We start from the raw sequence: 8,558 nt of genomic DNA, 5'->3' as shown, positions 1-8,558 counted from the left end.
ACACTTTGGGATTTTGATAAAAATTCGGAATTGGCGTTTGATAAAATTTTTAAAGAACAACATCCAACAATTGACACAAAATATTTTATTAAAATTTATGCGCCAATTAATCAAGCTTGTTGGAAACTGTATCAAGTTGATGAAATTTCTCATGATGAATTACGATATAAAAGATTAAGAGAGTCGTTTGATTATATGAATTATAATATTTCTGATGAACAAATCAATCAAATGTCAATTGATTATATTTCATTTTTACCAGACAACAACAAACTTTTTGATGGTGCAAATGAAGTTTTAGATTATTTAATATCTAAGTACAAACTTCATATTATTACTAATGGGTTTGCCGAAGTTCAATATAAGAAATTAAAAAATTCTGGAATTTCAGAATATTTTTCATCTGTTACCAATTCAGAAATGGCTGGAGTAAAAAAACCAAACGCAAAAATTTTTGAATTTGCATTATCTTTGGCAAACGCAAGTAAAGAATCTAGCGTTATGATTGGCGATTGCATTGATGCAGATGTTCAAGGAGCATTAAGTTTTGGGATGGAAGCAATTCATTTTAATGAAAATAGAATTGAAATTCCGATACACATTAATCAAGTAAATAATTTAATAGAATTAAAAAAATATTTATAATGAAAAAATATATCATTTTGCTTTTGTTGGTTTCAAGTTTTGGATTTGGTCAAAATTTAAATCAATATAAATATGCAAAAGTTCCTTTGAAATTTTCTATTCTTAAAGAAAATGACCAATATCGATTGAATACATTGACAAAAATGTTTATGGAAAAATATGGTTTTGAAAGTTATTTAGATTCAGATATTCTTCCAGACGAATTTGCCAATGAAAACTGTAATAAAGTTTATGTTGATTTGCAAGAAAGCAATACTTTAATGATGACTAAAATTAAAGTAGTCTTAAAAGATTGCAAAAACAATATTTTATATGTATCACAAGAAGGGAAAAGCCGTGATAAAGATTATGGAGTTGCATACAATCAGGCACTTAGAGAAGCATTTAAATCTTTTGAAAGTTTAAATCATAAATATAACATTAATGAAACATCACAAAAAAGTCTTGGAATGATTGGCGAGCCAGCTCCAGTTAAAATAAATGTAGAAAAAGTTGTTGTAACTACCCAAGATGTTAAGGTTTATACTTCTAAAGTTGATAATTTATCCTTATTTGTTCAACCTATTACAAATGGCTTTCAAATAATAGATTCAGAACCAAAGGTGATTTATAAAATTTTAAAAACTTCAACAAAAGATTTTTATATCGCCACAAAAGCTACAATTCAAGGAGTTTTCTTTTCAAGAAACAACGAATGGTTTTTTGAATATTATCAAAATGAAAAATTGGTTTCAGAAAAAGTGGATGTGAAGTTTTAAACGGCCAACTAAAAACTGAGCACTGAACACTAATAATTGTACTTATCTTTCCAACGATTTTTTAAAAACTCTCTTGTTCCGTTTTCGCGAGAATTATTTCCAGGATTATAAAAAACTGTATTCGAAATTGCTTCGGGTAAATACTCTTGCTCGCTAAAATTGTTGGCATAATTATGTGAATATTCATACTCATCACCATAACCCAATTCTTTCATTAATTTGGTTGGAGCATTTCTTAAATGAATAGGAACAGGTAAATCACCAGTTTGTTTTACTAGAGTTTGTGCCTCACCAATTGCCATATAACTAGCATTGCTTTTTGGAGAAGTTGCTAAGTAAACTGCACATTGACTCAAGATGATTCGGCTTTCAGGATAACCAATGGTTGCAACAGCTTGAAATGTATTGTTTGCCATTATAAATGCTGTTGGATTAGCGTTTCCAATATCTTCGCTTGAAAGGATTAACATTCTTCGAGCAATAAATTTTACATCTTCGCCACCTTCAATCATTCTTGCCAACCAATAAACTGCTCCGTTAGGATCACTTCCACGAATAGATTTTATAAAGGCCGAAACTATATCATAATGTTGTTCGCCAGTTTTATCATAAAGAACAGTATTTTGTTGCACCAAATCCAAAACTTTTTTATTTGTAATCAAAATTTGGCTTTCAGAACTTGCGTTTACGACAAGTTCGAAAATATTTAATAGTTTGCGTCCATCGCCACCAGAAAGTCGCAATAACGCTTCTGATTCTTTGATTTTAATTTTTTTGGATGAAATAAAACTATCTTCTTTGATAGCTCTTTCTAAAAGTGATAATAAATCTTCTTTAGAAAACGGATTTAAAACATATACCTGACAACGTGACAATAATGCAGGAATTACTTCAAAACTTGGGTTTTCTGTTGTTGCTCCAATAAGAGTTATCCAACCTTTTTCTACTGCAGCCAATAATGAATCTTGTTGCGATTTACTAAAACGATGAATCTCATCAATAAATAATATTGGATTTTTAGCTGTAAATAATCCACCGCTTTGTTTTGCTTTTTCTATAACATCGCGAATATCTTTTACGCCAGAGTTTATAGCACTTAGTTCATAAAAAGGACGATTACTTTGTTTAGCAATAATTTGTGCTAAAGTTGTTTTTCCTGTTCCAGGTGAACCCCAAAAAATCATTGACGGAATTAAACCACGAGCAATTTGTTGTGTCAAAGAGCCATTTGGACCAACTAAATGCAATTGACTAATATAATCTTCTAGTTTTTGAGGACGAATACGTTCTGCTAATGGTGCTTCCATTATATTTTTGGAATTGGTAGTTTAAAAAAAATTGAATCCTCAAATTTAATACATTTTAAGTTTTCAAATCAACAAATCAACAAATAACCAAATTAACTTTATATGACAAAATAGCATTAAAATAGAATTGGTTGTATTTTTGATAAATCTAATATTTTAAAACTAACATTAATATTAATGAACGACCACAATCATTTTAAATTCTCACCATCAACTTGGATTATTCCAACTTTTTTTTTGGTTGCTATTTGGTTTGTTTTTTATTTAGATAATTCTTTTAACCTAGATTTAAATATTCATGGAATTTTTCCTCGCTCTTTTTTTGGATTGCAAGGAGTGTTTTTTAGTCCGTTTTTACATGGTGATTTAAACCATATTGCCAATAATTCGTTGCCTCTTTTTATATTAACAACTGCTTTAATATATTTTTATAGAGAAGTTTCTTTAAAAGTTTTGGTTTATGGAATTCTACTTTCTGGAATTATTACTTGGATTATTGGTCGTGAATCCTATCATATTGGTGCAAGTGGATTGATATATGTTCTAGTCTCTTTCATTTTTTTTAAAGGAATGATGACGCAATATTATAGATTAATGGCTTTGTCGCTTGTTGTTGTAATTTTATATGGCGGAATGATTTGGTATGTTTTTCCCGATGTAGATCATAAAATTTCTTGGGAAGGACACTTGGCAGGATTAATAACAGGATTTGTTTTTGCAATAAAACTAAAAACGCCAGATTACATAAAAGACATTCAATATGAATGGGAAAAACCCAATTTTAATCCAGATGAAGATGCTTTTATGAAGCATTTTGACGAGAATGGTAATTTTGTGAATACACCAGAACCAGAGGAAATAGAAATAGAAAAAAAAGAAGTTTTATCTGAACAGATAAGGTATATTTATGATTTCAAAGAGAATATTAATGATAAAAAAAGTAATCAAATCTAATAGTTTGGCATTTAGACTTGATTACTTTATATAAACTTTTATAGTATATAAAAATAGGATATTGTATTACTCTTAAATAAACAAGTCATTCAATTGATATTAATATTTATTATGTTTTTTAACTTCTTTGTCTAACCGCTTCATACAAAAAAGCGCCACAAGCCACAGAAACATTCAAAGAACCAATAGTTCCAAACATAGGTAACTTGGCAGTTTCGTCAACAATTTTTAAAACTGATGGATTGATTCCTCTGTCTTCACTTCCCATAATTATTGCTATAGGTTGGTTCAGCATAATGTCATAAATTTTATTTTCTGTTTTTTCACTTGCTGCAACGGTTTTTATCCCACTTCCTTGAAGGTAAAATATTGCATCTTTTATATGATCAACTTTGCAAATTGGCACATTAAAAACTGCTCCTGCAGAAGTTTTAACAGTATCACCATTTACTGGCGCCGAACCAGTTTTTTGAACTATAATTCCATCAACACCAGTACATTCGGCAGTTCTAATTATGGCGCCAAAATTTCTAGCGTCACTCAATTGATCAAGGATTAAAAACAATGGCATTTTGCCACTTTCTATAACGCTGTCAACTAAAGTTTCAAGTTTTACAAAGCCAATTGGAGCAATAGTTGCCACCGCACCTTGATGATTATTTGGAGTTAATCGGTTTAATTTTTCAACAGGAACATATGAAAAGTTTATGCTATTTTTTTTCATAGCTTTCATCAATTCCTGCATCAATTCGCTTTGTGCATCGCTTTGAACAAACACTTTATCGATTTCTTTTCCTGCATTTATAGCTTCAATAATAGCTCTAATTCCAAAAATTTGGTTTTCTTTTTCCATTTTGCAAAGGTAAACTTTTAAAAGAAGGTTTAAAAGTTTAAGTAACGAAACTTCGGGATAAAAATTTAGAAGGATGCTTTCAAACTAATATGCACAATAGAATTCGAGAATTTTATTGCTTGCTCTTTTGTACTTCCATTAGCATAAACTAAATTAAAAAGACCGTTTTTTGTTAGTAATCCAAAACCAAAACCCAATCCCAAAAGGTTGCCGTTTACATTAGAAGTTTTATCTTGAAAATAACCATAATCAATAATAGAATGGGCATAAATATTTGACGAAATAATATAACGATATTCTGTTAAAATTGATGAAAATGCGGTTGCTTGTAAACTATTTTCATTAAAGCCACGTATTGAGTTGATGCCTCCAAAACGATACAATTCATTAATAATATATTCTTCACTTTGTAAATAAAAATTCTGACTTTTTATATTGATAACGTTTTTATCATTTAAATAAAAATTATGTTTCAAATTTACATTTCCATAAAATTGATTATTAGTTTGAAATTTAGAGTCGCGTTTTCCAACACCAATTTTTAGGTTATAATTACTTTTTTCAGAGAAAAGGTAATTGTTGTTTTTAAAATTTATATATTCAAAATTTGTTGTAAAAAATTTATTTGTATAATCACTTAAAGTTGAAGTATTTAAATTTTTTATATCACTTGATTCACCTGATTGATAACCCAAGTACAATCGAGTGTTATAATTGAAATAATAACCCAAATCTATTGTTGTTTGCGTGTTCTGAAAAGTGCTATCCTGTTTAAAAATATTCAATTGAGCTTTTAAACCAAATGGACTTTTAAAAACATATGGAAGTTCAATGCCAAGATTAAAGGTCTTTTGGTCTTCACCATTACTCTTCCAATACAAAGCTAACTTTTCGCCAGAATTTAAAATATTACTTAGCGATAAATCTAAATAACCATTAAAAATCACATTCTTATTTTCATCGTTTGAGAACCCAATAAATCCATCAAATGAATTGGCTTTAGCTTTTTCTAGATACACAAAAATCCTTGTAGAATCTTTAGTAAATAAAATTTCTGGATATTTTGTTTGTTTTACAAATCTATATTGTTCAATATCTTTATACAATTTGTCCAAATTCTGCTGATTAAAAATTCGTTTTCTATACAAACGTTTCAAATTCTTTTTATGACCTTCAGGAAATTTATCATAACCATTAATTACAATATCATTCACTTCACGTTTTTTGTCATAGTTAATCTTCAAATTTGCACTAACATAATTATTTTTAATAAAAATGTTTTCTAATTTCACTTTTGACATAGAAAAACCATTGCTTTCCAATTTCTTCAATAAAGAGTTTAAAAAAACCTCACTTTCCGAAAAAACCAACATCAAAGTATCATTTTTAATAGTGTAAGAATCCCAATATTTTTTGTCTAAATCTTTACCTATATATATATGTATAAAATTAGTTTTTTTTCCAAGGTCATAACGCAATAAAAAAGTACTGTCATTTTCTTTTTTAGATTCAATTATTCGATGTTCTAAAAAACCATCCTTCATTAACTTTTCCGAAAACAATTTACCTTCATCAAAAATACCTTTTGCATTACTAAAAGACTTTTCATATCCTATAGAATCAATAACTTTAATTTGATTTTCGCTTGCTCCAGTAATTTTCAAATGCATATTTTGCCCAAAACTATTTAGACAAAAAAAGAAAATAAAAAGAGATATTAATTTGTTCATTTAAGCTGAATTCATTTCAGTTTCTAGGAGCGAATGGCTTGGGCTTTATCAGTATTGCATATTCCTGCTGCATTTCCAAATCTTTTTTATCATCTCGACGGTTGTCGAGATGATAAAAAAGGATTTTCCTTAGCATCAGGGCTAAATAGCAATCTGTTTTTGTTTTTGATTAACGTTGTAAAAATAACGTAAAAATTTACAGTTTAATATATTTTTTCTGTTGTAGAATATTTGAATTGAATTTGTTGTAATAAAATTTCTAAAAGTTAAAACTAAATTTTGAAACAGCTATTGTTTATTCCTTTAAAAAACAAATAATTAGTTCTTTGAAAAATTAATTATGATTTGTTTTAGTAAGAATAATTGATATATTTGTTTTTATCAGACAACAATGATATGAAATCAATAATAAAGTTAATCGTGATTATTTTTTTTAGTAATTATAGTTTTTCACAAATCTATTATTCTCATTATCTTGATGAAACATCGGAGTGGAAGGTTTTAGAACATAGAGGCGATGCAGGATATCATAACTGTGAATTTAAGACTCTTTTTTTTGATGGATTTCAAAACATTAATGGTTATACCTATTATAAAATGTATAAAACGTATTACAATATTGGTTATGAAGTTGATTATTCAAATATTATTTATCCTCAAACAGCCAATCAAACCCAATTTGTTTGTTATTTAAGAGAAGACCCAACTGGAAATTTCTATATTAACTCAGGTGTAAGTGAGATATTACACTTTGACAATCAGTTTGTTGTCAATTCTCAATTGGGTGACATGTACAGTCCATTTAATTGCCCAATTGATTTTGTTGGAACAATAATTAACAATGGATTAAATTTAAAACTAATAAAAGGACATTCAGATGATGTGACAACTGGACAAGCATTAGAAGGTGTTGGAAACATTAATTACACTTGTTTTTCATCACTTCAACAAGATTTTTCACTAAGTCTTTTTCAACGGATTTATCATTACTCAAGACAAGGTCAAAATTTAGCTTTCTATGATAATGTATATACTCCGGTTGCTGGTCAAAATGGTTTCTTATTTTATTACTCTTTTCCACCATCAGATCATCAAATTTTAAATCTAGAACAGTTTGATAAAATAGATATTCAAGTATTTCCAAATCCAACAACTTCTTCGATAACTATAAATGGTAATAATAACATTATTAAGTTTCAAGTTTTAGACATTCAAGGAAGAATTTTAGAAACTAGATTAGTCAATAATAAAGTTAGTTTTATAGATATTTCTGATTATCAAAAGGGAACATATTTGATTAATGTAGAAACTGAAGTGTCAAATAAAGTTTTTAAAATTTTAAAAGAATAAATTTCTCAACTTTCATTTAAAGCCAACTGTAACAAATATCTATACAGTTGGCTTTTTTATTTGTATACTAAAATATCATAAAAAATTACTTTTAAGTTTGTTGACAAAATTTAATGAATTATGATTTGTTTTAGTAAAAATAATTACTACATTTGCAACCCCTAAAAAGTGGGGAATTAATAAATAAAAGAAAAATTAGTATTTAATTATGCCAACAATTCAACAATTAGTAAGAATAGGAAGAACCAAAATGACTAAGAAGTCTAAATCGGTTGCCCTAGATTCTTGTCCTCAAAGAAGAGGTGTTTGTACGCGTGTTTACACTACGACTCCAAAAAAACCAAACTCTGCAATGCGTAAAGTAGCGCGTGTACGTTTAACAAATGGAAACGAAGTAAATGCTTACATCCCTGGAGAAGGACATAATCTTCAAGAGCACTCGATAGTATTAGTCAGAGGTGGAAGGGTAAAAGATTTGCCAGGAGTTAGGTATCACATTGTTCGTGGTGCGCTTGATACATCAGGTGTAGCAGGAAGAACACAAAGAAGATCTAAGTACGGAGCAAAACGCCCAAAAGAGGCTAAAAAGTAATTTTTAAAAACTTTTAAGAAAAAGAAATGAGAAAAAGAGCGGCAAAGAAAAGACCACTTTTACCAGATCCAAGGTTTAATGACCAACTGGTAACACGTTTTGTGAACAACTTAATGTGGGATGGTAAAAAATCAACAGCTTTTAAAGTATTTTATGATGCAATTGACATCATCGAATCTAAAAAGCAAGATGCAGAAAAATTATCATTAGATATTTGGAAAGATGCATTAACCAATGTTATGCCTCACGTAGAAGTACGTAGTCGTAGAGTAGGTGGAGCTACATTTCAAATTCCAATGCAAATTAGACCAGATAGAAAAATTTCTATGGCTATGAAATGGTTGATTCTTTATTCAAGAAGAAGAAATG

Annotated in this window: 9 protein-coding genes; 6 read left to right on the top strand and 3 right to left on the bottom strand. The window is 28.7% G+C overall.

Features of this window, described 5'->3' with window-relative positions; translation table 11 throughout:
- The coding region (locus ACH2BO_RS02955; protein ID WP_395043268.1) for a YjjG family noncanonical pyrimidine nucleotidase at nt 1-645 on the top strand (645 nt) is incomplete at its 5' end.
- Nucleotides 645-1,403 (top strand): hypothetical protein, encoded by a 759-nt coding sequence (locus ACH2BO_RS02950; RefSeq protein ID WP_395043267.1) that lies wholly within the window; start codon nt 645-647, stop codon nt 1,401-1,403. The genes ACH2BO_RS02955 and ACH2BO_RS02950, both read left to right, overlap by 1 nt.
- 29 nt (nt 1,404-1,432) lie before the next feature.
- On the opposite strand, the gene ACH2BO_RS02945 is transcribed toward ACH2BO_RS02950, so the two are convergent.
- Complete coding sequence (locus ACH2BO_RS02945; protein ID WP_395043266.1) at nt 1,433-2,710, bottom strand: replication-associated recombination protein A; 1,278 nt, start codon at nt 2,708-2,710, stop codon at nt 1,433-1,435.
- A gap of 177 nt (nt 2,711-2,887) precedes the next feature.
- Here ACH2BO_RS02945 and ACH2BO_RS02940 point away from each other — a divergent pair, with 177 nt between their 5' ends.
- Entirely contained in the window at nt 2,888-3,664 is a 777-nt protein-coding gene (locus tag ACH2BO_RS02940; RefSeq protein WP_395043265.1) for a rhomboid family intramembrane serine protease, read from the top strand.
- 118 nt (nt 3,665-3,782) lie between these two features.
- Here the strand turns inward: ACH2BO_RS02940 and rlmB are convergent, their stop codons facing one another.
- Both rlmB and ACH2BO_RS02930 read right to left on the bottom strand, forming a co-directional pair.
- Nucleotides 3,783-4,517 carry a 23S rRNA (guanosine(2251)-2'-O)-methyltransferase RlmB gene (rlmB, locus tag ACH2BO_RS02935; RefSeq protein ID WP_395043264.1) on the bottom strand — a complete coding sequence of 245 codons (735 nt, stop codon included), beginning with the start codon at nt 4,515-4,517 and terminating at the stop codon, nt 3,783-3,785.
- Between the two features lie 65 nt (nt 4,518-4,582).
- A complete protein-coding gene (locus ACH2BO_RS02930; RefSeq protein ID WP_395043263.1) occupies nt 4,583-6,187 on the bottom strand; it encodes a hypothetical protein in 1,605 nt (534 codons plus the stop codon).
- A 456-nt stretch (nt 6,188-6,643) separates the two neighbouring features.
- Here ACH2BO_RS02930 and ACH2BO_RS02925 point away from each other — a divergent pair, with 456 nt between their 5' ends.
- The 3 genes from ACH2BO_RS02925 to ACH2BO_RS02915 form a co-directional block, all read left to right on the top strand.
- Nucleotides 6,644-7,597: a T9SS type A sorting domain-containing protein gene (locus ACH2BO_RS02925; RefSeq protein ID WP_395043262.1), complete on the top strand. Its 954-nt coding sequence runs from the start codon at nt 6,644-6,646 to the stop codon at nt 7,595-7,597.
- A 208-nt stretch (nt 7,598-7,805) separates the two neighbouring features.
- The gene (gene rpsL, locus ACH2BO_RS02920) at nt 7,806-8,189 is read left to right on the top strand and encodes a 30S ribosomal protein S12 (RefSeq protein WP_011963473.1); all 384 of its coding nucleotides are present in this window, start codon (nt 7,806-7,808) and stop codon (nt 8,187-8,189) included.
- A gap of 26 nt (nt 8,190-8,215) precedes the next feature.
- A partial coding sequence (locus ACH2BO_RS02915; RefSeq protein ID WP_395043261.1) for a 30S ribosomal protein S7 occupies nt 8,216-8,558 on the top strand: 343 nt, incomplete at its 3' end.

This window comes from Flavobacterium sp. (assembly GCF_043773265.1).
Lineage (GTDB): Bacteria > Bacteroidota > Bacteroidia > Flavobacteriales > Flavobacteriaceae > Flavobacterium.
This window is presented reverse-complemented; position numbering and strand designations above follow the sequence as displayed.